The following is a 26798-nucleotide window of genomic DNA, read 5'->3' on the forward strand; positions in this document are numbered from 1 at the left end:
TCGGGATCAGTCTGCAGGCAATTTCCTTTTTTCAAACAATCGGAACGCCTGTGGTCAGCATCTTCTGACTGCAGGTGGCCTTGTCCCACAAAAAAACGGGGCCTTTGGCCCCGTTGAACTGATGAAGCAAGCGATCGCTCAGCGTCCCACGCTGCGATAGGGGACCTTTGAGAGATAGTCGATGTCGGCGGATCCGCTGGGTGAAGCTCCGGTTGCTCCGGCCATGCCACGGACCCAGGGCAGGTAGTCCTCGGGGAAGCCACCGCGGACGCGCTTCGCTCTCGGGGGTAAGGCCTTGGCGATGCCGGTGTAGATGACCTGAGGGAATCCGAGAATGCCTCGGTAGTACTCGTCGTAACGGGGCGTGGTGATGTTGAAGGGGGTCTCACCGAGTTCGCGCCCTGGAAGGACACGGTTGCGCTGATAAGGAACCGTGTCGTATCCAAAGGCGTTGAGGTATTCCTCACTATCGAGAAGAGCGTCCACCATCCCCTCGACACCTTTGGTGGCGATCACGATCGACCAGGCAATCTCTTCGGATTTGCCATGGGTCTTGCGACCAAGAACCTTCTCAACCAAGTGGCGGACCACCTTGTAGTTGGAGTTGAGGCTGTAGAAACTGCGCTTGAACGTGTCCGAAAGACACAGGCCTCGAATGAAATCCCTGACGGTGATCTGACCGTTTCGCAGCTGGGATTCGAGAAAGGTCTCGCGGTCGCTTTTGAACGCGTGGAAGAAGATCTGCCGATAGGCCGACTCGATCACCGTTGTGAGGTTCTCCGCGTCCATCGAGATATCCATCTGGCGTGAACGCTGGTTCTCGTCAGAGGCGACCCGGATGGCAGCGACTCGGTTGTTCTGCGTGGTTGGGGCGTATTGCAGAAGGGGGAGTGCCACGCGTTTAGGAATCCACTGGCGTGATCGTAGAAGTGCGAGTCAACGCACCTCTCCACTGCCCACCTCCGCCTCACAGTCCGTAACAGTGAATCTCACCAGCCGAACAGCGAGTTCACTGGTCCAGGGACAGCAGCAACGGTTGTGGCTCTTGCTTCAGAGAGGCGTGTCTCGATGCAGAAGGATGCATTGTTCGACAAGCCTTCCACGGTGCTCGACCGCACTCTCACATCGGGTCCGCAGAAGCTGAACCGCTCCCACACCGTCATCATCTCGTAGCTCGTGCGCAGGATCAGGCCGTCGCGGTCATCCATGTTGAAGGTTGATGTCGCAGGAGCTTTCTCGGCGTAACCCTGATCTCTCAGCAAGGTGCCGCTGCGGTCACCATCACCGCTATCAATCAGGGCGAAGCAGGTTTCACCGTCGTGCGCATCGCCATCGCGATCCCACGCCATGTTGGCGCTCCAGCGAACATGGCTTCCGCCAATGATCCGCTCGGGATCTTGCCCATGTTGCCGGGCCATCGCCACAAGGCGGTCATCGCTTGGCAGAAGGTCGTCAACCACGATCAGTGACCCTCCGGCTTCCGCACGCCGGTGCAGAAGGTGGTGAACGCTGCGCTGGGATCGCCATTGCCCGCAGCTGAGCCGGAAGAAGCTCAGCGCGTTGGGAATCTCCAGAGTCATGGTGGGAGCAGAGCTTCACTGATGATTACAGGAGGTCCGCAGCGATTGGGACCAGTTGCTTCAGCTTTTCTCTTGAAGACGTCGACGACTCGCGGCTTCGGCCTTGTCGATCAGTGCCTCGAGGGTGAGCTCGAGGGGGGTGAGTCCACAAGCGTCCGCCAGGGTGTTGAGCTGGTTGGAAATCACCTGAAACTGTCTGAGCAGTTCGTCTTGGAACTCCGAATCGTCGCGAAGCGCAGGTTGCTCCCCGCACCAGACCTGAATCTCTTCATTGCTGGGGAGCGGTCCCTGACGGCGCGGCGCTGCGATGGATTTCAGGGTTGCCAGGCAGTGCGCCTGCAAGCGCAGATGATGCCGATCCAGTGTTGGAAGAAGTGTGGCTTCGATCCTCTCGGCCTCTTCTCGGGTGAGAGGTCCGTTCAGTGTTGAAGACTCCATCACGACGGGGTCTTCGTTTCTGAATGGTTGCCCACAGGGCTGATCTGAAAGCCACAGGAGTGGCCCGATTCCAGGCGCCAGTGCACCCGCTCCACCCGGCAGTCGGGGAACGTGAGTCTGATCAACTGAAGTTCTTGATCACAAATGGCGGGGAATGCTTCAGCGATTCGCTGGACAGAGCAGTGAAATTCACTGATGCACCACCCGCATCCATCCTCCGCAGGCGCCATGTCACTGACGTATCCCTCGCGGCTGCGCAGATCAACGAGGGCACGGACCCGTTGTTCAAGAGGAGCATCACCGAGATGCCGCCTGTACTGATCGGCTTTTTCGTGAGCCTGCTGCATGAGCAGGGCGCCCAGCATCTCGGGAGGGAGGCTTTGGGCTAAGGAGTCCAGCAACCCGAGGGCGAAGGTTTCGCTCCCGTCAGGAAAGTGCTGATGCCCGCGGGCGGTCAGATGCCAGAGGTTGGACGGGCGCCCTGGTCCCGCGGTTACCGCGGTGGATTCCACCAGCCCTTCCTCTTCGAGCGTGCGCAGATGCCGCCGCATGGCTTGCACTGAGATTCCCAGCTGGCTGGCCAGTCCGGCCGCATCGATTTCACCCTGCCGAAGCAGCAGGGTGAGCGTCGCTTCGCGGGTGGGTGCCTGGGATGGAGCGCCCATGACGTCGGGATGGTCTTCTCACCATGCCACGGGATCAGGACTCAAGCGATGGTGACTTCGGGACTCAGATACACGTCCTGAACCGCGTGGATCAGATCCACGCCCTCCTGCCGAGGCTTCTGGAATGCTTTGCGTCCCATGATCAGTCCGCTGCCCCCGGCTCGTTTGTTGATGACGGCTGTACGGATCGCTTCATGCATGTCGTCACTGCCAGAGGCACCGCCGCTGTTGATCAGGCCGATCCGGCCTGCGTAGCAATTGAGAACCTGGTAACGGCAAAGATCGACTGGATTCTCACTCGACAGCTCGCTGTAGATGCGATCGTCTGTCATGCCAAAAGACTGGCCGAGAGCTTTGGCTACAGCGGGGTAGCCACCGTTGTTGGCCGGCAGCTTTTGCTTGATGATGTCGGCACCGATTGTGACCCCGAGGTGGACCGCTTGACCGGTGAGGTCTGCGGAGAGGTGGTAATCGGCTTCGGGCTGTTTGAAGATCGGATTGCGCAGATAGCACCAGAGCACCGTGGCCAGGCCGCGATCGTGGGCATGTTCGAACAGGGCAGCAATCTGTTGCAGCTCCCTGTTGCAGTCGTCGCTCCCGAAATAAATGGTGGCACCGATGGCCACGGCACCCATGTTCCAGGCCTGGTCCACCGATGCGAACAAGATTTGCTCATGCACGTTCGGTGCCGTGAGCAGTTGGTTGTGGTTCACCTTCACCATGAAGGGAATGCGGTGCGCCCACTTCCGGGCCACGGAACCCAGAACGCCGAGAGTGGAGCACACGGCATTGCAGCCGGCCTCGACAGCCAGCTCGACGATCGCCTCGCTATCGAAATAGTCGGGGTTGGGGGCGAAGGAGTGAGCTGCAGAGTGTTCGATGCCCTGGTCGACCGGGAGGATGGACAGGTACCCGGTGTTGGCTAAGCGACCACTCCCATACATCTGTTGAATGCTTCGCAATACCTGCGGATTGCGGTCCGACAGGCTGAATCGATCCACCACGTGGGTGTTGGGTAGGTGGAGTTGTTCTCTGCTCACCCTTGGCGGCGTGTTCAGGATCAATTCAGCTTCGGCTCCAAGCCAGTCGCTGAGCGGGCGGTTGGCAATGGCCATGGCGGATAACGGTGGTATTGCGCCGAAGGTAATGACAGCCCGCCACTCCGTCAGTGCATGGGCGACATCGCCTCCTGAGATGGTGATCTGGTGTCATTCACAATGGGCGGATCCGTCGGGTGATGGATCCGTGCTCTAGGCTCCAAAAACGAAACCAATGGGTTTCGTATCTCCCCCGGTTCCGTTCCCCCAAAGCCCCATTCCGCGCCATGACAGACGCCCCTGCCGGCACTTCAGAACCGACTGTTGAGAGCCTTGAGGTCATCCGTAAATTTGCTGAGACCTACGCCCAGCGCACAGGGACTTATTTCTGTAGCGATCCTGGTGTGACTGCTGTCGTGCTGAAAGGACTAGCGCGTCATAAGGATGAACTCGGTGGTGCGCTCTGTCCCTGCCGCCATTACGAGGACAAGGAAGCGGAGGTGTCTCAGGCGTTCTGGAACTGTCCTTGCGTGCCGATGCGTGAGCGCAAGGAATGCCACTGCATGCTGTTCCTCACGGAGGACAACCCTTTCCGGGGTGACGATCAGACGATCACTACCGAAACCATTCACGCCACTGCCGGCTGATTGCCATGACCTCCACGTCCACACGGGATCTTGTCAGCCAGCCGTACAAATACGGCTTCGTGACCGAGATCGAGACCGACAAGATCGCTAAAGGTCTCAGTGAGGACGTGGTGCGTCTGATCTCGGGAAAAAAAGATGAACCCGATTTTCTGCTCCAGTTCCGTCTGAAGGCATTTCGGCATTGGCTCACCCTCGAGGAACCCGACTGGGCTGCGCTCGGGTATCCGCCGATCGACTACCAGGACATCATTTACTACGCAGCCCCGAAGCAGCAAGACAAAAAAGCCAGCCTCGATGAGGTCGACCCCAAGCTTCTGGAGACCTTTGACAAGCTCGGAATTCCTCTGAGCGAGCAGAAGCGTTTGAGCAATGTGGCCGTGGATGCTGTCTTTGACAGTGTGTCCATTGCCACGACCTACAAGGAGAAGCTTGCAGAGCACGGTGTGGTGTTCTGCTCCTTCAGTGAGGCGGTCAAGGAACACCCCGCCCTGATCGAGCGCTACCTGGGCACTGTGGTGGCCAGCAACGACAACTACTTCGCGGCTCTCAATTCCGCTGTGTTCAGTGATGGGTCCTTTGTGTTCATCCCTAAGGGTGTGGAGTGCCCGATGGAGCTCTCCACGTATTTCCGCATTAATTCAGGGGATACAGGGCAGTTTGAGCGCACGCTGATTGTTGCCGAGGAGGGGGCTTCGGTGAGTTACCTCGAGGGATGCACCGCGCCGATGTTCGATACCAACCAGCTGCATGCGGCCGTTGTCGAGCTTGTGGCGCTGGATGACGCTTCGATCAAATATTCCACGGTTCAGAACTGGTACGCCGGCGATGAGAACGGGGTGGGCGGGATTTACAACTTTGTGACCAAGCGGGGCCAGTGCCGTGGCGCGCGGAGTCGCATCAGCTGGACTCAGGTGGAAACAGGCTCGGCGATCACTTGGAAATATCCGAGCTGTGTTCTTCAAGGAGCCGACTCGGTTGGCGAGTTCTATTCCGTGGCTCTCACCAACAACCGCCAGCAGGCCGATACCGGAACCAAGATGGTTCATGTTGGACCACGCACCCGCTCCACGATTGTGAGCAAAGGCATCAGTGCCGGTCACTCCAGCAATAGCTATCGCGGTTTGGTACAGATCGGTCCGGGTGCGTCCGGCGCCAGGAATTACAGCCAGTGCGATTCGATGTTGATCGGTGATCAGGCCGGTGCCAACACTTATCCCTACATCCGCTCCCAGCAGCCTGATTCAGCGGTGGAGCACGAAGCCAGCACCTGCAGAATCTCCGAAGACCAGCTCTTTTATCTTCAAAGTCGAGGAATCGGTTTCGAAGAGGCTGTATCGATGATGGTGAGTGGCTTCTGCCGCGATGTGTTCAACCAGCTGCCGATGGAATTCGCTGCTGAAGCTGACAAGCTCCTTGCCCTCAAGCTCGAGGGCTCCGTGGGCTGACGCCTGCACCGCTTCAGCTCAAGTTTCTTTCTTTTCACTCCTTCTTCTTTTCCACCTTTTCTTCCACCGTGATTCGTCCCGACGCCGAGCTGCTTCTCGACATTTCCGACCTGCATGCTTCCGTGGAGGATCAGCCCATCCTCAAAGGCGTGAACCTGCAGGTTCGTGCCGGTGAGGTCCATGCGGTGATGGGACGTAACGGCAGCGGCAAAAGCACCCTCTCCAAGATTCTCGCCGGCCATCCTTCTTACCGCGTCACTGGAGGATCCGTGCGTTACCGCGGTGATGATCTCTTCGCGCTCGAACCAGAGGAACGGGCACGCCTCGGCGTGTTCCTCGGATTTCAGTATCCGGTTGAGATTCCCGGGGTCAGCAACCTGGAATTTCTAAGGGTGGCCACCAATGCTCGCCGGGACACGCAGGGCCAAGAAGAGCTTGACACCTTCGAGTTCGAAGACCATGTGCGCGAGAAGCTCAAGGTGGTCCAGATGGATCCTGCCTTCCTTGAGCGAAGCGTCAATCAGGGGTTTTCGGGGGGAGAGAAAAAACGCAATGAAATCCTGCAGATGGCTTTGCTCGAGCCAGTGATCTCCATCCTTGATGAAACAGACTCCGGACTCGATATCGATGCTCTACGCATCGTTGCCGGCGGGGTGAATCAGCTCTCCAGCCCAGACACAGCATCGATTTTGATCACCCATTACCAGCGTTTGCTGGATGAGATCACTCCCGACTACGTCCACGTGATGGCTGCAGGCCGGATTCTGCGGACCGGTGGCAGGGAACTGGCGGTGGAGCTTGAGCAGATCGGGTACGACTGGGTGGATGAGCAGCTGGCGACCGAGGGAGTGTCCTGATCATGGTCAACACCGTGTTGGCACCAGTTCAGAAGCGAGGGCAGGCCAACCTCGAGAAGCTCGGCTTGCCAACCCGACGTCAGGAAGCCTGGCGGCTCACGGATCTCAAGCGGCTGAAGGCGATGGCGTCCCTTCCACATGTCGCAGGCGCCGATCAGAGTTCCTGGCCGTCGGTTGACCAGGGTGTCATCCGCCTTGTGATCGGGACAGATTCCGATCCCCTGGAGGGGATTCAGCTTCCAGAGGGCGTGTCGCCTCTGAGCGAGGCCGAGCTTGAGCAGGCCCTTGGACACACCCTGGATCGCTGCGGTTGTGCCGAGGTTTGGCCCGTGGAACTCAACCATGCCCACAGTCGGCGCGTCTTGGCTCTGCGGGTGCGTGGCTCGGTGGCCCCTCTCGAGATCGTGCTGGCTGCAGGCGATGGCCTGATTGCTACGCGGGTACTCCTGCTTCTGGAGGAAAAAGCGGAGCTGGACTTGCTTCAGGTGATTCCAGCCGAACGCGACAACGCAGCTGCACCTTTGGCCCACAGCCACGTGATTGAGGTGCATCTCGGGCAGGAGGCTCGTCTGCGCCACGGTCTTCTGGCCAGTGCGAGTGGTGACACCTCTCTGCTTGCTCATCTGGCGGTGGAGCAGGAACCTCGCAGCAGCTATGACTTCGTGAGTGTTTGCCGTGGTTGGCGCTTCGGCAGGCTGGAGCCCCGGGTGCTGCAGGTGGATGGACAGGCCACCACCCGGCTGAATGGTCTGGCGATGACCGGTGGGGATGAACAATTTGCCACCCATACCGGCGTTTGCTTTCAAGGCCCGGAGGGATCACTCGATCAGCTTCAGAAAGCAGTGGCGGCTGATCGGTCTCACAGCATCTTCAATGGTGCGATTCAGGTGCCCCGGGCTGCGCAGCGCACGGATGCATCCCAGCTCAGCCGCAATCTGCTGCTGTCCAGTCAGGCCCGCGTCGATGCCAAGCCAGAGCTGGAGATCGTGGCCGACGATGTGCGTTGTGCCCACGGAGCCACGGTCAGCCAGCTGCAGCAGGATCAGCTGTTTTACTTGCGCAGCCGAGGCGTGGCTGCTGATGAAGCTGCTGCGCTGTTGCTGAAGGGCTACTGCTGCGATGTGGTGGATCGTCTTCCTTCAGTGGCGCCCTCCTGGCTGGCATCCTCTGCCGTCAAGGATCCCGCCCGCCCCCTATGACCACACTTTCTCGTGACATTGGCGTAACGCTTGCGGAACGGACTCGTGCCGATTTTCCGATCTTGGCTCAGGTGTCCGCTCAAGGTGATCCTTTGGTCTATCTCGACCACGCGGCGACCAGTCAGAAGCCCCAGGTAGTGCTCGACGCCCTGCGCAGCTACTACAGCTGCGACAACGCCAATGTGCACCGGGGAGCACATCAGCTCAGCGCCCGTGCCACGGATGCCTTTGAGGGGGCCCGCGCTGCTGTCGCCCGATTCCTGGGGGCTGCCGGCCCTGAGGAGGTGGTGTTCACCCGCAATGCCACCGAGGCCATCAATCTGGTCGCACGCACCTGGGGAGATGACAACCTTCAGGCCGGCGATGAGGTGCTGCTCAGCGTGATGGAGCACCACAGCAATCTCGTTCCCTGGCAGCAGCTTGCCCAGCGCACGGGTTGCGTGCTGCGTCATGTGGGGATCACCGGGAGTGGAGAGCTCGACCTCGATGACCTTCGCCGGCAGCTCAACAAGCGCACTCGATTGGTGAGCCTTGTGCACATCAGCAACACCCTCGGGTGTCGCAATCCAGTGGAGGAGATCGCGGCTTTAGCTCATGGTGTCGGTGCTCTCATGCTCGTTGACGCCTGCCAGAGCCTGGCCCACCAATCCACCGATGTGCAGCGCCTGGGAGCTGATTTCCTCGTGGGGTCCTCCCACAAGCTGTGCGGTCCTACTGGAATGGGCTTTCTTTGGGCGCGAAAAGAGCTGCTCGAGGCCATGCCTCCGTTTCTGGGAGGTGGAGAAATGATCCAGGATGTGTACCTCGATCACAGCACCTGGGCGTCTCTGCCCCATAAGTTCGAGGCAGGTACCCCCGCCATTGGCGAAGCGGTGGGGATGGGTGCGGCGATCGCTTACCTGGAAGAACTTGGGCTTGAGCAGATCGCTGCCTGGGAAGCGCAACTCACGTGCCATCTGTTTCACAAGCTCGAGAGCATCGAGGGGCTGTTCATCCTTGGTCCCACCCCTGAGCAGCAGCCTGGACGGGGAGCCCTCGCCACATTTCTGGTTGATGGTGTCCACGCCAACGACATCGCCTCCATGCTGGATCTCGCTGGAATCTGCATCCGCAGCGGACATCACTGCTGCCAGCCCCTGCATCGGCATTTCAACGTGACTGGCTCGGCCAGGGCCAGTCTCAGCTTCACCACGACGTTTGAGGAGATCGATCGTTTTGCGGCTGAGCTTCAAGGCGTGCTCGCGTTCTTCAGGGAGCACGGCTGAAGCACGGCGAGAGCCTCGCTCCCATGGGAGCTGCTCCAGGCCCAGCGCCAGCTCCAGCCCTCTTGGGCTGCGATCGTCTCGATCGTGCCGCGTTGGGCCGGCCAGTCGAACTCCTGCATGTGTTCAACAATGGCTTTGGTCTGCAGGGTGTTGAGCGCGGGCCAGTCGCGCACCCGATCGATGTAACGATCGAGGTAGGTCTCCCTGGAATCGTCGGCGTTCTGGAACACATCCACCCACAGCAGCAAGCCGTCGGGCTTGATCCGATTCCTGGCTCCCCGCAGAAACTGAATTTTTTGGCTGTCGCTGAGGTGGTGAATCGCGAAAGCGGAATGAATCACATCCACGCGCTCAGGCTTGCTGCCCTCCGCCAGAGGAGTGGGCCGTTCCGCCCAATCGAGGAGATCGCCTTGCTGCCATGTGCAGGGGAACGGCGCCTCACCCATCGCTCTGGCGGCCAGAGGCAGTACCGACGCTGTCAGGTCCAGGCCTGTGTAGGTACCCAGTGGCAAGGTCCTGAAGATGTCGGCCATGCGGGCCAGGTCGCCGCAGCCAAGATCCACGAGGGATGGTGGGGACCGGTGAGCGGGTCGTTCCGCCAGCCAGGCCTGCAGCGCCTCGGCCGTAGCGGCCGCCGCCGCCCGGTGTTCCATGGCGTCGTGCTCGAGCACGGTGCGGTAGGTCTGCCACTGCTGTTCAAACAGGCTCACCTTTCCTGTCTCCCGTTTCCTTCAGGCTGACAGCGGCGTCAGGGGACAGGGGACAGGGGGCGGGGATCCCGACATCCCGACCGTCAGCTCCGTTGGCGCTGCCGCCCGAGACGCAGACCCAGCAGCAGCGAGGCCAGGGTGAGAAGCAGGGCGACCACGCTGAAGCGGGGCAGACCCCAGCTCACGATCAGCAAGGGGGATAGGGCTGTCACCAGCCCGCCGCCGAGGAAAGGTTCGAACAGCAATTGTTTGAAGGAGAACGCCTCCATGGTGCGGCTGCGTCCGAAGGGGTCAGCCATGCGCAGCAACAGCAACCCTGTGGCCGTCACGCCTGTGCCCTGACCGAAGTCTGCAATGCCACGCTCGAACCAGTGGTCGCCAAAAATGCGCGGCGCCAACCAGAGGAATGCGCAGACATTCCAGGTGAGACCTGCTGCAGCGAGCAGCGCGAATGGAAGCCAGTTCTCCTCCAGAAGCGGCAGGTTGAGGCTGGCCATGGCGGCTGTGATCAGGAGATCCATCGCCAGGGAGCCGATGCTGGCCTGGGCCACAGGAGACACCAGGCGGGTCTGGCGACTTCGCTGCAGCAGAACCTGAACGATCAATCCCCCCACCATCGCCAGAGGAAAGACGGGAATCGCGGCCAGCAGCCTGGCTGTGGCTTCGCCTCCAGCGAGTCCACCCAGCTGGGTGAGCCCTGCTTTGAGCAGAATTCCTAAACCGACGCCGCCTCCGGCGAGAGCCCCGTTCACCGTGAGCGCATCGATGGTCATCGACTGCGTTCGCTCGGACTCCACGGTTCCGGCAGCCGTCTCCAGAGCGAGTCGTTCATCCGCTGACATCGGATCGCCGTCGCCTGTCCGCATCAGCGGAGTGGCAGAGGCGCTGCTGGCGGCTTCGCTCTCACCCTGGGATAACCAGCGGCGACTGCGTCCGATCACCACCAGAGTGCTGCCGAGCAGCACGGCGGTCAGAACCCCCACCGTGGCCATGGCAAGACCCAGGGTTTCCCCGGAGGGCAGCCCCAGCTCTGTGAAGGTGGGGCCCATGCCGGCGGCGGTGCCGTGACCGCCCTCGAAGCCCACTTCAATCAAAGCAGCCATCAGGGGATCAGTGCCAAACAGGGGCTGGAGCACCCCCAGCACCAACAGTGCTCCCACCAGGTACTGACCGAAACCCAGCACCATGCCGAATGCGGTCTGTCCTGCAGCCCGGTTCCAGATCACCCTTGGGCTGGGCAGTCTTTGTCCAAGGAACAAGGTGGCGAACACCAGGGAGATCAGCACGCCAGGGGTCTGGCTCCACACCCTGTAAACCGCATCAGGGAACACCGACCAAAGCCCGAAAGGACCGACCAGCAACCCCAGCAGACCAGCGACCAGGGCCTCGGGAATGCCCAGAGCACGCAGCCAGCGCAGCCTTTGACGAAGGGCCATCCCCGCCAGCAGCAGCAGGCTCAGGCCGGCAAAGGCCACCAGCACGTCGAACAGCTTGAGCCCCATAAAGGTTGCGTGAGTGCCGGCAGGTTGCCATCTCGGTGGCACCGTTGGTTCGCGGGGGTGACCGGCCAGGCAGATTGGCTGGGTCACCCATTGCGCATCAAATGAACATTGATGGCCAGGCCTGGCGCACCATCGGGCTTGAACCAGGCGGTCGCTCGGTGTGGGTGATCGACCAAACCCAGCTCCCCCATCAGTTTCGAACTCTCACCCTCAGCACCTGTGCGCAGGCGGCCGAGGCCATCCGCACGATGGTGGTTCGCGGCGCTCCGCTCATCGGCGTGACCGGTGCCTACGGGCTGATGCTGGCTCTGCAGGATGATCCCGAGGATGCGGCACTGACAGCGGCTTTTGACCAGCTCAACGCCACCAGGCCCACAGCGGTGAATCTGCGCTGGGCCCTGGAGCGCGTGCACGATCGGGTGCGTCCCCTGCCGCCGGAACAACGGGCTGGCGCGGCCAGGCAGGAGGCGGGTCTGATCGCCGAGGAGGACGTGGCGATGTGTGCGGCCATCGGCGATCACGGCCTTGAGGTCTTCCAGAGGCTGGCGGCGGCTCGCCCCCAGGCACGGCAGGGGATGCCCTTCCAGGTGCTGACCCACTGCAACGCCGGCTGGCTGGCCACCGTGGATTGGGGCACTGCTCTGGCTCCCGTCTACAAGGCCCATCGCGCCGGACTCAACATTCATGTGTGGGTGGATGAGACCCGTCCTCGGAACCAAGGGGCTTCACTCACCGCCTATGAGCTGGGGCGGGAGGGTGTCCCTCACACGGTGATCGTCGACAACGCCGGCGGCCATCTGATGCAGCATGGTGAGGTTGATGCGGTGATCGTTGGCACCGACCGCACCACGCGCCGCGGCGATGTCTGCAACAAGATCGGCACTTACCTGAAGGCCCTGGCCGCCCACGACAACGGCGTTCCGTTTTACGTGGCACTTCCTGCTTCCACGATCGACTGGAGCTTGGATGACGGTGTGGCTGACATCCCGATTGAAGCCCGGTCTGCCGAGGAGGTGACCCACATTCAGGGGCGCGGCACGGACGGAGTGATCACTCGTGTGCAGCTCACACCCGATGGCAGCAAGGGGTTCAATCCCGCCTTTGACGTCACCCCAGCCCGCCTTGTGACTGGTCTGATCACGGAACGGGGTGTGGCGGAGGCCAGTGAGACCGGCCTTAGAAGGTTGTATGCGAATGCCTGAGCAGGCGCTGCGTGAGCAGATGGTGGCGTTGGCCAGGCGCATGAATGCCTCGGGGCTTAACCAGGGCACCTCCGGTAATCTCTCCGCCCGCATTCCCGGTGGCTTGCTGATCACACCCAGCTCGTTGCCTTACGAGCAGATGGAGTCTGATGATCTGGTGGCGATCGATTTCAATGGATCGCTTTCGGCCGAGAGTCGTCGTCGCCCGTCGTCCGAATGGCGCCTGCACGCGGATGTGCTTGCGGCTCGGCCAGAACTGCAGGCTGTGTTGCACTGCCATCCGATCCATGGAACAGCTCTGGCCTGCCACGATCGGGGCATACCACCGTTCCACTACATGACTGCGGTGGCCGGCGGCGACGACATCCGCTGTGCGCCCTACGCCACCTTCGGAACGCAGGAGCTCTCGCGCTTCACTGTTGAGGCGATGGTTGATCGCAAGGCCTGCCTCTTGGCCAGGCATGGTCTCGTGAGTGCCGGTGAAAGCCTGGATCAGGCTCTGAGCATTGCCGTGGAAGTGGAGACCTTGGCTCGGATGTACCTGCAGGCGCTTCAGCTCGGGGAACCGCCTCTGCTGACCTCGGCACAGATGGATGCGGTGCATGCCCAGTTCCGTGGCCTCCATTACGGCCAGTCGCAGGGACGGACCCAGTGATGGATCCCTGCTAAACCCAGGGTCGAGAGCGGGGTGATGGCGATGGAGCGGAACTGCGTGCACATGCCGATCTTCAAGGGGTTACTCCCCTTGCTTGTGTTGGCGGGCCTGACACCGTCTGTTCTGGCAGCAGCCCGTGATTCAAAAGAGCTGCAGTGGGGGCCATGTCGTCTCGAGAGGCTCGCCAAGCAGGGCTTTGATTGCTCCACCTTGCAGCGACCGCTCCGTCATCTGAATCCGGACGGACCTCAGGTGGATCTGGCTGTGTTCCGGCTGCCTGCAACCGGGCCTGCTGACCAGAAAATTGGAACGTTGTTCTTCAATCCTGGAGGTCCTGGTCAATCAGGTCATGGCAGTTCCTGGAAAGGGCTGTTGCTGCCTGATGCCATCCGTCGCTCGTTTGATTTCATCACCTGGGACCCGCGTGGCATTGGTCAGTCTTCGCCCGCACTTGAGAATTGCTCGGTGGGCATGCCCCAACGACCGGCAACTGGAAGGGTCGCTTGGGATCAGGTGCTGATGACCCGACAGCAGCAGTTGGCTGAGGCCAACCGGGACTGCATCGTGAGACATCGGGAGCTCATTCAGGGCATGGGGACTGTGGAGACAGTCCATGACCTTGAAGCATTGCGGGCATCGGTCGGTGACACGACACTCACGTTCTGGGGTGTTTCCTACGGAACGGTCATCGGCTCGACCTATGCCGCGCTGTTCCCAAACCGGGTCAGGGCTCTAGTGCTTGATGGCAACGTGAGCCCTTGGCTTGGTTTGGAGGGCCTGAGTCATTCCAGCCTTGCCCCTGACGACAGTCTTCGATTCTTCCTGCAGGCCAATCCAGATCTGGCGTACAAATTTGACCGTGCCCTGAAGTCCCTCGAGCGCCAGTCGTTACGCCTGCCCGATGGCTCGGTTTACACGCGCTGGGATTTTTTGGATCGCCTCATTCAGTTTCTCCCAATTTCACGCTTGGCAGGAAGTTATGGACGCACGCTGATCATGACCGTGGATCAGGCCGTGTTCAGCAGCGGAACGCAACGGGCCGCAGCTCTTGAGGATCTGCAGCAACCTGTTTTTCGGAGTGATCCCGTGGATGGGAATGCAGCAGCAGGTTTCTCTGCCGTTGCGTGCCAAGACTTTCCGCAGCGTCCTGAGATGGAAGCTCAACGCCATGGCCTGTCAGAACTGACGCGTCGCGCTCCTATTTATGGAGGATCGCTAGCTGTGAATTTTCTAGCCATCTGCAGTGGCTATGAGGAGCTGCCCTCAACCGATCCCATTCCTCGCGCTCCATTCAATGTCTCCGATGTTTCCGGATTGATCACTGGATCGAACTGGGATGGTTCAACTCCCTGGCATTGGTCAATAGAGATGGCGAGAGCGTTCCCTTCAATGAGGACGTTGCAGGTTGTGGGCCAGGAACATGGCATTTATCTCAATGCTCAGTCGGATTGTGTGGAGGTGGCGGTTACCGACTATTTGTTGACGGCCAGGGTTCCTGAGCAGGATCAGGTTTGTGCCTACGAGACGGCCAAAGATCTGCAGGCTGTGCCTTAGGTCTTCCCTTCAGGTTGATCGAGCCTGAGGTGATGGCGGAAGAAGGCTTCCGTTGCCTCGAGCACATCCACCTGCACGGCACTGTCTCGGAAGCCATGCCCTTCCTCTGCGTAGGTGTGCACCTCCACCGGAACGCCGTTGCTGCGCAGGGCCGCTGCCATCCGCTCCGTTTGCTCCGGCACCACCACCTTGTCCTTCAAACCCTGAAAGAAGATCACCGGACAGCGGATGCGATCGGCGTGGTGCAGGGGTGAACGCTTCTGATAACGGTTGCGTTCCTGGGGCCATGCACCCACCAGACCGTCGAGATAGCGGGCCTCGAAGCGGTGGGTTTCAGAGGCCAGCGCCATGAGGTCGCTGACCGCATAACGGCAGGCCCCCACCTGAAAGACATCCGTGAAGCAGAGGCAGGCCAGGGTTGTGAAGCCGCCGGCGCTGCCCCCTTCAATGGCGACCCGCTGCGGGTGGGCGCGTCCGCTGGCGATCACGGCTTGTGCCGCAGCGGCGCAGTCCTGCACATCCACCACGCCCCATCCACCGTTGAGTCGTTCGCGATAAGCCCGCCCGAACCCAGTGGAGCCCCCGTAATTCACATCCACGACGCCCCAGCCGCGGGTGGTCCAAAACTGAATGCCGAGGCTGAGGCCGCGGCGGGCCATGGACGTTGGACCGCTGTGGCTTTTCACCAGCAGGGGCGTGTTTGGCGAGGCACCACCGCAGGGCGGGTAGTACCAAGCGTGGGAGCGTTGGCCGTCCGTCCCCTCGAACCAGAGTGGTTCGGCGATGCTGATGTGCTCGGGTTCCAACACCGCGTCTGAAGCCGGCGTATGGCTCCAGCGTCCACTGGCGATGTGCAGTTCCAACAGCCCCTGCCCAGTCGTGCTGTTGCTAGCGATCGCCACGGCCCGGCCTGCGTCGGCATGCAGCTCTGCAAGGTCGTCGAAGGGTTGGTTCACCGGGCTGACCGAGCCATCGGCTCCGAGACGCTTCAACTGCCAACGGCCTTCGCTACACACTGCGGCGAGCAGCTGCTCACCATCCCAGGCTGTAGTGCTCATTCCGAACACCCATTGCGGCATCGCCGTTTCCGCCTGCATGGGCCAGAGCCGTTCCCAGCTCTGCGAGGGGGCGCCGGGATCCGGGTGCCGCATCAGATTCCACCAGCCACTGCCGTCCTCCGCCACGATCAACTGGCCATCAGGAAGCCAAAGCGGCTGGAAGATGGAGGTTGGAAGCTCAGCTCCTGGCCTGCTCCCGGCCAGCGTGCCAACGGTGCCGAGATCACCGTTGGCCTTGATGGATGCCCATCGCAGTGCGGCGGCATCCCAGGGCATGGCGGGTTGCTCCCACTCCACCCAAGCCAGCTGGTCTCCATCAGGGCTGATTGCTGGGTATCCCGCGAAATCCGCCGCGGGGTGCAGCACAACCGGCGTCTGATCTATGCAGTCGAGCGCCACATGCACCAGGTCGTCCCGTCCGCCCTGCTCCATCACGCCGATCCACCGGTGCCGCTTCGAATCGATCACCCCACCGCCCAGCAGGCCATCTCCTGGCGCCGTCAGGCGCCTGGCAGCTCCTTCCGCCACCACCGATCGAGGGTCTCCGCCAGACAGTCCGCTCCAGGATCGGGCCCAGAGACAGCCATCGCTGTCATCGATCCAGGTGAAGAGGAGGCCATGCTCGAGGAGGGCCGCCGCACTCGCGCCGCCGCCGTATTCGTGGATCCGGCAACGCAGGTTGCAGGGGGCCGGCGTTAACTCCAGGGGCGGGTGATCAGGCTGTCCCCATCGCCGCAGCAGGGCTGTGGTGCGGCCTTTCTCCTGGGGGCGTTGCTCGAGCCAGAGCAGCCAGTCGCCGAGAACTCTGGGTGCTTTTAGTGAGGGTTGCCGCCCGAGTGCTTGACGGGCGGAGAGGGGCTGGCGGGTGGCCATCGCGCGCGATCCGATGGTTGAGGGGACTGCCTAAGATCAGCACAGCAGATTGCAGGAACGGTCTTGGCTAGGAGCTTTGCCCAATTAGCACGATCGGCTGAGAAGGCAGGTTCTCCTGTGGCCGTCCCCAAGGAGCCTTTAGAAACGGCTCCTCTGCAGATCCATACCCTCGGAGACGACGTGCTGCGGCTTGATGCCCGGCGCATCGGCAAGGTGGATGAAACCGTGCGTGATCTGGCGCGCGACATGCTGCGCAGCATGTATACAGCTCGCGGTATCGGTCTGGCAGCTCCTCAGGTTGGCGTTCATCAGCAGCTGCTCGTGATCGATCTGGATCCGGAAACAGCCAGTTCCCCGCCGCTGGTGCTGATCAACCCGGAGATCATTTCTGCAAGTGCAAGTCTCGATACTTACGAGGAAGGCTGCCTGAGCATTCCAGGGGTCTACCTGGATGTGGTGCGCCCCAGCGCTGTGCAAGTGAGTTTTCGTGATGAGATGGGGCGGCCGAAAACCTTGAAAGCGGATGGCCTGATGGCTCGCTGCATTCAGCATGAAATGGACCATCTCACTGGTGTTTTGTTCGTCGACCGGGTGACCGATGCCGGAGGCCTGACCAAAGAACTCAAGGACCATGGGTTCCAGCCCAATGACGTTCGCTCTCTGGCCTGACGCCATGCCGATGAAACCCCTCGCAGGCCTCTTCCTGGCCCTCGCCTGTGTGCTTGGAATCGCTGCCACGGGTTGTGTGTTCGAGCTGGCCTACGGCGACCCAGACCTCGGTGTGCGCCTCACGCGTCTGATTCTCGGGCTGAGCCTTCCGGCCACCATCGGGTCACTTCTGGTTGCGATTCGGCTCAATAAACCGGCCTGATTGGGGCAGCTGAACCTGCACAGGACTTTTACCATCCACACACAACACCTTGCTCCGAATGGCCCTTTCCCGGATCGCTGCAGCTGTTCTCACCGCCACAGTTGCTTCCGGCCTGCCCTCTCCGATCAGGGCTCAGGGCTCTCTTTTCACCACTGCAGAAGTGGATCAGACCAAGTTCGTGATGGTGGCGGCTCCGATCGGCAGCGGCGCCAGTTCTCAGCTCAACATCTATGAGCAGCGCACCAACGCTAGGCCCTGTTATGAGATGTCAGGAAGTGCGCCGGCTGTGGTGAATCCGTTGCTGGCCACCTTTGATTTCACTGGGATCTGTAATCGCTACATCGATGGCAATGGTTATTCCCTGCGGATCGGAGGCGATGACCTGGGGACCCGTTACCGGCTGTCGGTGATCAAGTTGGCAAGCGATGTGCAGCTCATGGCCGTACCAACCCGAGATCCCTCTCAATCCTCCTATCTGATCGCCAAGGCAGGTGGATCGGGCAATGGCTTCATTCAGTTGGTCATGGAGCCCGGTTGGCGCCTGATGCGTCGCCAGTACGGCAAACGCACCCTGGGTCATCTGTATGTGTATCGGGATGCTGCTCCAGCAGCGGAAGCTCCCTGACCTTGGCTTGCTAAGTTGATTAGCTGGATATCCCTGCAGATTGCATGACTCAGGTCACGGTCGGAGAAAACGAAGGCATCGAATCAGCCCTGCGTCGCTTCAAGCGCCAGGTCTCCAAAGCCGGCATCTTCGCTGATCTCAAGCGTCTGCGTCACCACGAAACGCCCATCGAGAAGTACAAGCGCAAGGCCCAGCAGCGCCGTCGCCGTCGCTGAGTTCGCTGCCCGGGAAACCGGTATTTCAACCCGTTGGCACGACCTCACGTTGGCTTGAGACTGAAAGGAGAACGTGAGGCAAGAGCAATGGGTCAGAAGCTTGAGGAATTCCGCTGCTGGGTTGCTGAAACCCTCTCCCACGCCATGGGCAATCCTCGGGAAGAGAGGCTGACGCAGCCTCCAACCATTGGTACCCAGCCCTACAAGGATCGCCCTCATTCAGCGCGGTGAGAGTGGTGTGCAGACTTGTCTTGGGTCTGTTCGTCGAAGCTGCGAAAACACAGCGCTGTTGCAAGGTGTTCCACGGTCACGTCTCCTTGACCGGCTAAGTCCGCAATGGTGCGTGACACTTTCAGCAGCTTCAACCCGCTGCGCAGGCTGAGCCGACGCGCCTTCAGCACCTGTTCCCAGGACGTGAGGGTCCCTGACTTGAACGCTCCGTGCCGCTTGAGGTCAGCGGTGGAGAGGTCGCGATTGCAGCATCCATTCGGGTTGCGTTGATGCATCTGCCGGCGTGCCGCTTCGATCGTCTCGGGCAGAGGGTCCCTGTCGATGGGTCCGTGGCGCTCTTCCATCACCTGACGCAACGAGTCCGCTGCCGGGGGTTCCAGTCGCAGCTGCAGATCCAGCCGATCCAGCAAGGGACCCGACATCCTGTGCCAATAGCGTTTCACCTGTGACTCGCTGCAGCGGCAGCGAGGATCGCCGTGCCAGCCACAGGGGCATGGATTGGTGGCGGCCACCAGGGTGACTCTGCAAGGGAAAGCACAACGCACCCGGGCCCGGCTCAACATCAGCACGCCCTCTTCGAGCGGTTGCCGCAACTGATCCAGCACTGCTCGAGGGAACTCTCCCAGCTCATCGAGAAACAGCACGCCTCCATGGGCGAGGCTCAACTCCCCTGGCCTGGGATTCGCGCCACCGCCAAGCAATGCAGCGGCTGAAGCGCTGTGGTGCGGAGCCCGGAACGGCCGTTGGCGGATTAGGTGCTTCTCGTTGCGAGGCAGTCCCGCGATTGAGTGCAGCCTGGTGATGTCGAGAGCCTCGTCATCGTCGAGAGGAGGCAGCAGAGCTGGCAATTGCTGCGCGAGCAGTGTCTTGCCGCACCCCGGAGGCCCCACCATCAGCAGGTGATGCCCGCCTGCCGCCGCGAGGGCTAACCCCTGGCGGGCCAAATGTTGAGCTGGAAGGTTCAGGGGTGGTGGTGCTGCGTTTCGCTCTGCAGCAGCGCACTGACCCCTCGGGACTTGGTGTTGGTGCCCTGCTGGGGTCTGCACCAGGTCACCAGCGCGGAGCCGGTTGACCAGATCCTTCAGCGATGCCGCCGCCGTCACCTTGAGACCCTTCACCAGGGCGGCCTCTGCCGCGTCTTCCGCGGCGACCAGCAGCCCGCGGGCTCCTTGGGATTTGGCCAGGCAGGCAATGGCGAGAATGCCTCGACACGGCCGTAGGCGGCCGTCCAGGCCCAGTTCTCCTGCGCTCCAGAGGCCCTCTAGGCAGGGTGAATCGAGTTGACCGCTCGCGATCAGCAGGCCGAGGGCAATCGGCAGATCGAAGCAAGGACCTTCCTTGCGCAGATCAGCCGGCGCCAGATTCACCACCACCTTCACGAGGGGGCCACGGAAGCCGCTGTTGCGCAGGGCCGAGCGCACCCGCTCTCTGGATTCCTGGATCGCCGTGTCCGGGAGGCCCACCAGTTGCAGGCCTGGCAGGCCAGGGGCCAGGTCCACCTCCACGGTGACCGGTCGGGCGTCAATTCCCAGGAGAGAGGCGCTGAGGCAACGTGCAAGCATTCATGGTTGAAACGGTTCAGGGATCCAATGCCCAGTCCGTCGCATGCCTTTCTCCAACGAGCCCAGCGCCATGGTTGAAGACACGATTTTTGCCCGCATTCTGCGGGGCGAGATTCCCTGCGATGAGGTCTACAGCGATGATCGCTGCCTTGCCTTCCGGGATGTCGCGCCGCAGGCACCGGTTCACGTGTTGGTGATTCCCCGTGAGCCGATTCCAAGCCTGCGTGAGGCGCAAGAGCAGCACGCCTCGTTGCTTGGACACCTCATGCTGGTGGCTGCGAGGGTGGCGCAGCAGGAGGGGCTGGACGACTGGCGCACTGTGATCAATACCGGTGCAGCTGCTGGCCAGACCGTGTTTCACCTGCATGTGCATGTGATGGGTGGGCGTCCACTGGCGTGGCCTCCCGGTTGAGCCTGGATCAAGCGAGAATTGCGCCATGACATCTCTTAGTCCCGTGAGAACCGGATCGCTTCGGTCTCTGCAGCAGCAACTCAGCAGGTTGCGTCACCTCTCGCAGCCGTTTTTCCTACCTCTTAATCAAGCGAATGGCTGGCAATTCGTCTGGCTGCTGATTTCACTTCTTTTTTGTGTTGGTGGAGTTGTCCTGGCTTTGCTGACAGGGTTGCTCAACGTTCTCGAGCGTTTGCAGCCTGCTCTAACCGAAAACTATTTCGGGGGTGTAGCCGCCACAATTACTGGGATCTGGTCATCTTGGTGGGGTGGCGCATTTGTCGCTCTATTTTTAATTGGAATAGCAAGTTTTACGGCCTTTCGCAATCAGTTAAAGCAGCGACGTTGGCTGCATTGGCTTTTGCTTGCGGCCATCGTTTTGATGCTTCTCGCGGTCAATGGCATTAATGCTGGTATCGGTTTTATTGCCCGCGATCTAACGAATGCACTTGTGCAGCAGCAAGAGGCAAGTTTTTATCGGATCTTGATTATTTATGCGAGCTGTTTTGTGGTCGCTCTGCCCATCAGGGTGTCTCAGATATTTTTCACATTTAAGTTAGGAATTATTTGGAGAGATTGGCTTACGCGTGCGCTGATAAGCGATTACATGAGCAATCGTGCCTATTATATTCTGAATCCAAATGATGAGCAGGCGACTGATATCGATAATCCTGATCAAAGGATTACGGAAGATACTCGTGCTTTCACTGCTCAAAGCCTTGCTTTCACAATCGGCATTTTTGATGCACTTCTGACCTTCTTCCTGAATATTTTGATCTTGTGGGGGATCAGTAAGGAATTAACATTAGGGCTGTTTTTGTATGCAGCATTCTCCACGACGTTATTGGTTGTAGCTGGCAGGAAGTTAGTGACTCTGCAGTTTGATCAGTTGCGTTATGAAGCGGATTTCCGTTATGGGCTTGTCCATATCAGGAATAATGCCGAGTCGATCGCTTTTTATGCTGGTGAGGCTCCTGAGGCTCACGAAACGAAGCGCCGTCTAGGAGAGGTTGTGCGCAACTTCAATTTCATTATCAACTGGCAGGTTGTTATCGATGTCATGCGGCGCTCCACAAACTATTCCGGAGTGTTTTTCCCGTATCTCATTTTGGCTCCTGCAATTTTCTCGGGTGAAACCGATTACGGCAGTTTCGTGCAGGCCAATTTTGCATTCAACATGGTTGAAGGTTCTCTACTTTTTGTTGTGAACCAAATTGAAGAGCTTGCCAAGTTTACGGCTGGTATCAACCGACTGGAAGGTTTCCAGTCGAAGGTTGAGCAGGTGGCTGATGAGCCGACTGCCGATGACCGGCAGCTTGTGCGCCCTGGTGGTGGCATCGTGATTTCGAATGCAGACCTCTATACCCCCAAGGCAAGAATTCCAATCATCCGTGATCTCAGTCTGACCGTTAGCGAAGACGACAGGATTTTGGTTGTCGGTCCCTCCGGCTGCGGTAAAACATCGCTGATGAGGATGATCAGCGGTTTATGGAGTCCTACTGCTGGTTGTGTCGAGCGTCCTGCCACGGGAGATCTTCTCTTCATCCCTCAGAAGCCTTATCTACTGCTGGGATCTCTAAGAGAGCAGCTTTGTTACCCAAGTGATCAGGACTTGTTCACTGACTCGCAACTTCTAAATGTGATGGATAAAGTTAATCTCCCTCAGTTAGTGCGTCGATATCCTGATCTTGATGTGAAGCAAGATTGGCAGAGAATTCTTTCTTTGGGTGAGCAGCAGCGTCTTGCATTTGCACGATTGCTTTTGAACTCACCTCGTTATGTGGTTTTAGACGAGGCGACCAGTGCTCTTGATGTGAAAACGGAGCGGCTGCTTTATGAGCTACTGCTTGAGCGCGAGATCTCCTTCGTTAGTGTTGGCCACCGCCCATCCCTGAAGCGTTTTCACTCCAGTGTGCTGGAGTTGTACGGCAACGGTGACTGGCGTCTTGTTGCGGCATCCAATTATCAACCTGAACTCGCCTGACTGATCTGATGACGTCTGATTCTTCGAACGCATCCACGGATAGCCCGGACCAGACTCCCTCTGCCACCACATCGGATGTTCCGGCTTTCGGCTGGAGTGGGTACGCAGAGCGAGTGAACGGTCGTTTTGCGATGGTCGGATTTGTGGCCATTCTGTTCGTGGAAGCCATCAGTCATGACACCTTCCTGCACTGGGCTGGTTTCCTTCGCTGATCAGGGGAGTCGGATCACATCCACGTCCCAGCGTCCTTGGCGACTCACTTGGACGGCCAGACGCCTGCCTTCTCCATCCAGGCTCACCTCCCTGGGGACCCCTGAAGGTTCAATGGGTAATCGTTGCAGTCCAGCAGCGTCTCGTCTGTAGAGCATCAGCTCTGTGCGTCCCTCCCGGGTTCGGACGAAAGCAATGCGCTTGCCATTGCCGCTCACGCTCACGCTCACTGGCTGGCTTCCGGCTTGATTGAGTCCAGGCAGAGGAACCGGTTGGCGGGACCGTAGATCCACCAGCTCAATGCGTTCCCGCCCGTTTCGGCTTGCAATCGACACCAGCCACCGCTGCCCCAGGGCTGGCTGCCTGCGACTGTCTGCACTGCGCTGCAGTGACGAATTCAAGCCCGGTTGCGGACGCAAGCCGGATCGGGAGCACCCTGAGATGCTGATTCCCAGCACCGAAGCCAGGACCACTGTTCCCTGCCATCCCCTCAAGGTTCCTCAGGGGCAGTCGTTTCTCGACGCCCTCCCGGTCGATCGGATTCAAGCAGCTCACTGAGGTTGAACACCTCAACCTGCCAGCGCCCCTGCTCAGCAGTCTGAACCGCCAGTTCGCGTCCATCGGGTGCCAGGCTGAGGTTCACAGGATTACGTCCTGCAGGAAGCCTCAGGGGATGTGCCCGCCCTGTGAGACGGTCCTCGATCAGCACAAGTCGTCGGTTGCCTCGCTGAATCACAGCGGCGAGATAGCGACCGTTCCAACTCAGTGATGGTGAGCTGTGAGGCTGGTGGCGAGAGAAGTGACGGAGTTGCAGAAGCTGCCCGCTCTTGAGGTCCCTGACTTGCACGGTTGGGCGTCCGCGTTGGTCGGCGATGACAGCCAGTTTGCTGCCATCGCCACTCAGACTGGGTTGCTGCTGTTGGGTTGGTACCAGCCCACTCGGAGCACGACGGCTTCTGCCGCTGCAGCCAGCTGTGGTGAGACCAGCCAGCACTAGCACCAGGATCCAGCGGTTCAGTCGTCGAATCGGGAGCTGTTGTCCCGTGGACGGGAACTGCGGGGGGGAGTGCGTTCAGCACTGTCAGGTCGGGCGGCGGTGGGGCCTGCAGGTCTCCGTGGTGTGGGTGCTGAACGTTCGCTGGGGGTGTAGGCAGCATCTTCCGCCTTTTGGCGCAAAGGTGTCCCTTGGGGAATGCCGGCTTGAGACTGGCCGATGGGCCTGCTGCCCTTCTGCTGTTGGGTTGGTGGAGTGCTGCCCCGTCCCGCCGTTGGGGACGGATTGGCGGAACGCGTTGATGCGGGGTTGGGTCTGCTGCCTCGACGCTGATCGTCCCGCTGGCTGCGCCGGTCGCCGAAGCTGGGGCCTGAACGACTGGGTTCATCGTCACGATTGCCGAACCGCGCCATGCGTCGATCCTGCTCTGAATCACCGCTCCAACCGCTGGACGCCTCGCTGCGTCCACGCCTGCGACTGGCCGCCTCTTCAGGGATCGCGGCACGGGGATTCCGGCGCGGTCGGTAAAAGTCTTGATCCTCTGGATCTGATTCGTCGAACTCTCTGCCAGCGAACCGGCGCCTTAGGGGTTGTGGTTCGTCGAAGCGGTCATAGGAATCGTCGTATCCACCACTCAGGCCGCCAGCGGGAGCCCTGGTCGCGGGCTCGTCATCGAAATAAGCCGACCGTTTGGCCTGTTCTGCAGAAATACCTCGGAGACGCACGCTCTCGTAGGCAAAAAAGACTGTGGTGCCAGCAAGGAGAAACTGTCCGAACTGGAGGATTGGGTCAAGACGCCATCCCTGGAAGAACAGAATTCCACCGCAGAGAAGGCCGATAGCCGCAAAAAAGACGTCGTAATCGCGGGCCAGCGCTGGCTTGAAGCTGCGCATGAAATACAGCATTGCGCCGCCAACGGCCAGCACGATTCCAACAATGCTGGCCCAGTTGAGACTGGCGTTAACCACGTTGAGGCCCCCGGGAAACGGTTGTCAGCTCTTGATGAAGCAAGGTCTGACGTCTTAATTCTACGAAGCGTGTCAGAGCGATCAGAGTTTGCGATCGACGCGGTCGGTCTGGCTCAGGAAAAACAAACCGATGGATGCCGGAACAACAACAATGACGGCACCCCAGACCAGGCTGCTGAGGAAATTGGCGAGGGAGGGGGTCATAGCGAGTACGCCGGGGCTGACGATCTGGACGAAACCTGGTGATCCTAGGGATCGCTGGCTTGTTTCTACGATGTCTTCGCGATTGCTTTGAGGTTTGTGACGCCGACCTTGCTCCAGGTGCTTTCTCTCCTGAATCCGGTCCTGGGATTGCTGCTGGCAGCCTGGAGTTTGATGTTCCTTCTGCGCATCGTGCTCACCTGGTATCCCCAGGTGGATCTGAGCTCCGCCCCCTGGGCAGTGATCGCCTCACCAACGGAACCCGTGCTTGCGCTCACACGTCGCCTGGTGTCCCCCATCGGTGGGGTTGATGTGACCCCCGTGATCTGGGTGGGAATCGTGAGTCTGGTTCGTGAGCTGCTGGTCGGTCAGCAGGGGCTGTTCACGATGGTGTTGCTGCGTGCACAGGCGATCGCTTGAACTGCACTCCACGTGGTGTGTTCAGAGCATCTCCTGTTCCACGAATTTGGTGTGGATGTCACCCTGCAGAAACTCGGGCCGTTCCAGCATGCGCAGATGAAAATCCACCGTGGTGGGAATGCCGGTGATGGCACATTCGTTCAAGGCCCTGCGCATACGGCTGATAGCGGCTTCCCGATCAGGTGCCCACACAATCAACTTTCCGATCAGTGAGTCGTAGAAAGGAGGAATGTCGTAGCCGGTGTACACATGGCTGTCGACGCGCACACCCGGGCCTCCTGGAGGGAGCCATCCGGTGATTCGCCCAGGAGCCGGCCGGAAGTTATGGGTTGCATCCTCGGCGTTGATCCGACACTCGATGGCGTGACCGCGCAGTTCGATCTGGTCCTGAGACACGCTGATGGGTTCACCCCCAGCGATGCGCAGCTGTTCCGCGATCAGGTCGATGCCTGTGACCATCTCAGTAACGGGATGTTCCACCTGAATGCGGGTGTTCATCTCCATGAAATAGAACCCGCCGTTGCGATCCAGCAGGAATTCAACGGTGCCCGCACCCTCGTAGTTGATGCTGCGTGCTGCAGCGACGGCGGCTTCGCCCATGCGTAAGCGCAGGTTCTGGTCCAGGGCTGGGCTGGGTGCTTCCTCCAGCAGTTTCTGATGCCGTCGCTGAATCGAGCAGTCGCGTTCACCGAGATGCACCACATGTCCGTGGCGGTCGGCGAGTACCTGAACTTCAACGTGGCGGGGTCTGTCGATGAATTTCTCCATGTAGAGCCCCGGGTTGCCGAACGCCGCCTCCGCCTCTCCCTGAGCTGCCTTAAACAAATTCTCCAGTTGATCCGGGGATTGCACGAGACGCATGCCACGGCCGCCACCGCCAGCTGTGGCCTTGATCATCACGGGGTATCCCATGGCCATGGCCAGGTCGGCTGCTTCGTCCGGCCCTGACAAGAGGCCCTCACTGCCCGGCACGGTCGGAACCCCCACGTTCTGCATGGTGGTTTTGGCCGTGGACTTATCCCCCATGGAGCGGATCGCGTGGGGGGACGGGCCTACAAAGGTGATGCCGTGATCCCTGCAGATCTCGGCAAAACGATCATTCTCAGCAAGAAAGCCGTAGCCGGGGTGAATGGCATCGGCCCCTCGCGATGTGGCCGCAGCAAGAATGTTGGGAATATCCAGGTAGCTGCGGTTGCTGGGACCTTCGCCCACGCACACTGCTTCGTCTGCCAGCTGCACGTGCAGAGCATTGCGATCCACGGTGCTGTAAACAGCGACCGTGGCGATCCCCATCTCGCGGCAACTTCTCAGGATCCGCAGAGCGATTTCGCCGCGGTTGGCGATCAGCACCTTGCCGATGGACATCCCGCAGTTACCAA

General features: G+C 60.2%; 31 protein-coding genes. 17 read left to right on the forward strand and 14 right to left on the reverse strand.

Annotated features, from left to right (window positions below):
- Nucleotides 1–138: 138 nt before the first annotated feature.
- The 5 genes from WH7805_RS10805 to WH7805_RS10825 form a co-directional block, all read right to left on the reverse strand.
- Entirely contained in the window at nt 139–897 is a 759-nt protein-coding gene (locus tag WH7805_RS10805) for a phycobilisome rod-core linker polypeptide (protein WP_006043123.1), read from the reverse strand.
- Between the two features lie 92 nt (nt 898–989).
- Nucleotides 990–1580 (reverse strand): phycobiliprotein lyase, encoded by a 591-nt coding sequence (locus WH7805_RS10810; protein WP_006043124.1) that lies wholly within the window; start codon nt 1578–1580, stop codon nt 990–992.
- A 60-nt stretch (nt 1581–1640) separates the two neighbouring features.
- Complete coding sequence (locus WH7805_RS10815) at nt 1641–2018, reverse strand: hypothetical protein (RefSeq protein WP_006043125.1); 378 nt, start codon at nt 2016–2018, stop codon at nt 1641–1643.
- A complete protein-coding gene (gene sufR / locus WH7805_RS10820) occupies nt 2018–2683 on the reverse strand; it encodes an iron-sulfur cluster biosynthesis transcriptional regulator SufR (RefSeq protein WP_006043126.1) in 666 nt (221 codons plus the stop codon). The genes WH7805_RS10815 and sufR overlap by 1 nt, the downstream gene beginning before the upstream one ends.
- A gap of 41 nt (nt 2684–2724) precedes the next feature.
- Nucleotides 2725–3798: a class I fructose-bisphosphate aldolase gene (locus WH7805_RS10825; RefSeq protein ID WP_006043127.1), complete on the reverse strand. Its 1074-nt coding sequence runs from the start codon at nt 3796–3798 to the stop codon at nt 2725–2727.
- Nucleotides 3799–4007: 209 nt separating this feature from the next.
- On the opposite strand from WH7805_RS10825, the gene WH7805_RS10830 reads away from it, so the two are divergent.
- The 5 genes from WH7805_RS10830 to WH7805_RS10850 all read left to right on the forward strand — a co-directional run bounded on the left by WH7805_RS10830 (nt 4008) and on the right by WH7805_RS10850 (nt 9133).
- A complete protein-coding gene (locus tag WH7805_RS10830) occupies nt 4008–4367 on the forward strand; it encodes a ferredoxin-thioredoxin reductase catalytic domain-containing protein (RefSeq protein ID WP_006043128.1) in 360 nt (119 codons plus the stop codon).
- Between the two features lie 5 nt (nt 4368–4372).
- Nucleotides 4373–5812, forward strand: coding sequence for a Fe-S cluster assembly protein SufB (gene sufB / locus WH7805_RS10835; RefSeq protein ID WP_006043129.1), 1440 nt, complete (start codon nt 4373–4375; stop codon nt 5810–5812).
- Nucleotides 5813–5880: 68 nt separating this feature from the next.
- Nucleotides 5881–6669 (forward strand): Fe-S cluster assembly ATPase SufC, encoded by a 789-nt coding sequence (gene sufC / locus WH7805_RS10840; RefSeq protein WP_006043130.1) that lies wholly within the window; start codon nt 5881–5883, stop codon nt 6667–6669.
- A 2-nt stretch (nt 6670–6671) separates the two neighbouring features.
- Nucleotides 6672–7868 (forward strand): SufD family Fe-S cluster assembly protein, encoded by a 1197-nt coding sequence (locus tag WH7805_RS10845; RefSeq protein ID WP_006043131.1) that lies wholly within the window; start codon nt 6672–6674, stop codon nt 7866–7868.
- A complete protein-coding gene (locus WH7805_RS10850) occupies nt 7865–9133 on the forward strand; it encodes a SufS family cysteine desulfurase (protein ID WP_006043132.1) in 1269 nt (422 codons plus the stop codon). The genes WH7805_RS10845 and WH7805_RS10850 overlap by 4 nt, the downstream gene beginning before the upstream one ends.
- On the opposite strand, the gene WH7805_RS10855 is transcribed toward WH7805_RS10850, so the two are convergent.
- Both WH7805_RS10855 and WH7805_RS10860 read right to left on the reverse strand, forming a co-directional pair.
- The gene (locus WH7805_RS10855) at nt 9097–9843 is read right to left on the reverse strand and encodes a class I SAM-dependent methyltransferase (protein WP_006043133.1); all 747 of its coding nucleotides are present in this window, start codon (nt 9841–9843) and stop codon (nt 9097–9099) included. The genes WH7805_RS10850 and WH7805_RS10855 overlap by 37 nt on opposite strands.
- A gap of 83 nt (nt 9844–9926) precedes the next feature.
- Nucleotides 9927–11432 (reverse strand): sodium/glutamate symporter, encoded by a 1506-nt coding sequence (locus tag WH7805_RS10860; RefSeq protein ID WP_006043134.1) that lies wholly within the window; start codon nt 11430–11432, stop codon nt 9927–9929.
- Nucleotides 11433–11446: 14 nt separating this feature from the next.
- On the opposite strand from WH7805_RS10860, the gene mtnA reads away from it, so the two are divergent.
- From mtnA to WH7805_RS13585, 3 genes are read left to right on the forward strand one after another with little or no spacing between them, the layout of a single operon-like run.
- Complete coding sequence (mtnA, locus tag WH7805_RS10865) at nt 11447–12547, forward strand: S-methyl-5-thioribose-1-phosphate isomerase (protein WP_006043135.1); 1101 nt, start codon at nt 11447–11449, stop codon at nt 12545–12547.
- Nucleotides 12540–13202, forward strand: a complete 663-nt coding sequence (locus tag WH7805_RS10870) for a class II aldolase/adducin family protein (protein ID WP_006043136.1) — start codon at nt 12540–12542, stop codon at nt 13200–13202. The genes mtnA and WH7805_RS10870 overlap by 8 nt, the downstream gene beginning before the upstream one ends.
- 36 nt (nt 13203–13238) lie before the next feature.
- On the forward strand, nt 13239–14756 hold the full coding sequence (locus WH7805_RS13585; RefSeq protein ID WP_006043137.1) for an alpha/beta fold hydrolase: 1518 nt from the start codon (nt 13239–13241) through the stop codon (nt 14754–14756).
- On the opposite strand, the gene WH7805_RS10880 is transcribed toward WH7805_RS13585, so the two are convergent.
- Nucleotides 14753–16687 carry a prolyl oligopeptidase family serine peptidase gene (locus WH7805_RS10880; protein ID WP_006043138.1) on the reverse strand — a complete coding sequence of 645 codons (1935 nt, stop codon included), beginning with the start codon at nt 16685–16687 and terminating at the stop codon, nt 14753–14755. The two genes, WH7805_RS13585 and WH7805_RS10880, sit on opposite strands and share 4 nt — an antisense overlap.
- Nucleotides 16688–16750: 63 nt before the next feature.
- On the opposite strand from WH7805_RS10880, the gene def reads away from it, so the two are divergent.
- The 5 genes from def to WH7805_RS14770 all read left to right on the forward strand — a co-directional run bounded on the left by def (nt 16751) and on the right by WH7805_RS14770 (nt 18629).
- A complete protein-coding gene (def, locus tag WH7805_RS10885) occupies nt 16751–17356 on the forward strand; it encodes a peptide deformylase (RefSeq protein ID WP_038004666.1) in 606 nt (201 codons plus the stop codon).
- Nucleotides 17357–17360: 4 nt separating this feature from the next.
- Nucleotides 17361–17558 carry a hypothetical protein gene (locus tag WH7805_RS10890; RefSeq protein ID WP_038005425.1) on the forward strand — a complete coding sequence of 66 codons (198 nt, stop codon included), beginning with the start codon at nt 17361–17363 and terminating at the stop codon, nt 17556–17558.
- Nucleotides 17559–17616: 58 nt separating this feature from the next.
- A complete protein-coding gene (locus WH7805_RS10895) occupies nt 17617–18183 on the forward strand; it encodes a DUF3747 domain-containing protein (protein WP_006043141.1) in 567 nt (188 codons plus the stop codon).
- A 44-nt stretch (nt 18184–18227) separates the two neighbouring features.
- Entirely contained in the window at nt 18228–18398 is a 171-nt protein-coding gene (rpsU, locus tag WH7805_RS10900; protein WP_006043142.1) for a 30S ribosomal protein S21, read from the forward strand.
- Nucleotides 18399–18485: 87 nt separating this feature from the next.
- Nucleotides 18486–18629 carry a hypothetical protein gene (locus tag WH7805_RS14770; RefSeq protein WP_198005752.1) on the forward strand — a complete coding sequence of 48 codons (144 nt, stop codon included), beginning with the start codon at nt 18486–18488 and terminating at the stop codon, nt 18627–18629.
- Here WH7805_RS14770 and WH7805_RS10905 read toward each other — a convergent pair.
- The gene (locus WH7805_RS10905; RefSeq protein ID WP_006043143.1) at nt 18614–20191 is read right to left on the reverse strand and encodes a YifB family Mg chelatase-like AAA ATPase; all 1578 of its coding nucleotides are present in this window, start codon (nt 20189–20191) and stop codon (nt 18614–18616) included. The genes WH7805_RS14770 and WH7805_RS10905 overlap by 16 nt on opposite strands.
- A 70-nt stretch (nt 20192–20261) precedes the next feature.
- Here WH7805_RS10905 and WH7805_RS10910 point away from each other — a divergent pair, with 70 nt between their 5' ends.
- The 3 genes from WH7805_RS10910 to WH7805_RS10920 are packed head-to-tail and all read left to right on the forward strand — an operon-like array spanning nt 20262 to nt 22838.
- On the forward strand, nt 20262–20603 hold the full coding sequence (locus WH7805_RS10910; protein WP_006043144.1) for a histidine triad nucleotide-binding protein: 342 nt from the start codon (nt 20262–20264) through the stop codon (nt 20601–20603).
- A gap of 25 nt (nt 20604–20628) precedes the next feature.
- The gene (locus WH7805_RS10915; RefSeq protein ID WP_050751990.1) at nt 20629–22626 is read left to right on the forward strand and encodes an ABC transporter ATP-binding protein/permease; all 1998 of its coding nucleotides are present in this window, start codon (nt 20629–20631) and stop codon (nt 22624–22626) included.
- A gap of 8 nt (nt 22627–22634) precedes the next feature.
- Entirely contained in the window at nt 22635–22838 is a 204-nt protein-coding gene (locus WH7805_RS10920) for a chlorophyll a/b-binding protein (RefSeq protein WP_006043146.1), read from the forward strand.
- Here the strand turns inward: WH7805_RS10920 and WH7805_RS10925 are convergent, their stop codons facing one another.
- From WH7805_RS10925 to psbX, 4 genes are all read right to left on the reverse strand, one after another.
- Nucleotides 22839–23330: a PD40 domain-containing protein gene (locus tag WH7805_RS10925; RefSeq protein ID WP_006043147.1), complete on the reverse strand. Its 492-nt coding sequence runs from the start codon at nt 23328–23330 to the stop codon at nt 22839–22841.
- A complete protein-coding gene (locus WH7805_RS10930; RefSeq protein ID WP_198005774.1) occupies nt 23327–23827 on the reverse strand; it encodes a Tol biopolymer transporter periplasmic protein in 501 nt (166 codons plus the stop codon). The genes WH7805_RS10925 and WH7805_RS10930 overlap by 4 nt, the downstream gene beginning before the upstream one ends.
- A 23-nt stretch (nt 23828–23850) precedes the next feature.
- Nucleotides 23851–24798 carry a Ycf66 family protein gene (locus tag WH7805_RS10935; RefSeq protein ID WP_006043149.1) on the reverse strand — a complete coding sequence of 316 codons (948 nt, stop codon included), beginning with the start codon at nt 24796–24798 and terminating at the stop codon, nt 23851–23853.
- A gap of 81 nt (nt 24799–24879) precedes the next feature.
- Nucleotides 24880–25002 (reverse strand): photosystem II reaction center X protein, encoded by a 123-nt coding sequence (gene psbX / locus WH7805_RS13920; RefSeq protein ID WP_006043150.1) that lies wholly within the window; start codon nt 25000–25002, stop codon nt 24880–24882.
- 87 nt (nt 25003–25089) lie between these two features.
- On the opposite strand from psbX, the gene WH7805_RS10940 reads away from it, so the two are divergent.
- Nucleotides 25090–25419, forward strand: a complete 330-nt coding sequence (locus tag WH7805_RS10940) for a YggT family protein (protein WP_006043151.1) — start codon at nt 25090–25092, stop codon at nt 25417–25419.
- Between the two features lie 21 nt (nt 25420–25440).
- Here the strand turns inward: WH7805_RS10940 and accC are convergent, their stop codons facing one another.
- Nucleotides 25441–26784: an acetyl-CoA carboxylase biotin carboxylase subunit gene (gene accC, locus WH7805_RS10945; protein ID WP_006043152.1), complete on the reverse strand. Its 1344-nt coding sequence runs from the start codon at nt 26782–26784 to the stop codon at nt 25441–25443.
- Nucleotides 26785–26798: the final 14 nt, after the last annotated feature.

It is taken from the genome of Synechococcus sp. WH 7805 (assembly GCF_000153285.1).
In the GTDB taxonomy this organism is placed as follows: Bacteria; Cyanobacteriota; Cyanobacteriia; order PCC-6307; family Cyanobiaceae; genus Synechococcus_C.